Source organism: Bacillus cereus group sp. BfR-BA-01355 (genome assembly GCF_022663675.1).
GTDB lineage: Bacteria > Bacillota > Bacilli > Bacillales > Bacillaceae_G > Bacillus_A > Bacillus_A thuringiensis_S.
In genome coordinates this window covers 1-206 of sequence record NZ_JAKUFY010000539.1, presented here as the reverse complement: position 1 = coordinate 206, position 206 = coordinate 1, and the positions used below count along the sequence as shown (strand labels likewise).

Sequence of the window (206 nt, the reverse complement as noted above, 5' to 3'; positions counted from 1 at the left end):
AATCAAATGCCGAATATGATGCCAATTATGGATAATAATCAAATGCCGAATATGATGCCAATTATGGATAATAATCAAATGCCGAATATGATGCCAATTATGGATAATAATCAAATGCCGAATATAATGCCAATTATGGATAACAACCAACCCCCGAATATGATGCCAATTATGGATAACAACCAACCACCGAATATGATGCCAAT

1 pseudogene is annotated in these 206 nt (G+C 34.0%); it reads left to right on the top strand.

Going from position 1 to position 206, the window contains the following annotated elements:
- Positions 1–206, top strand: a pseudogene (locus MR167_RS32830) (peptigoglycan-binding protein LysM); the annotation flags it as partial.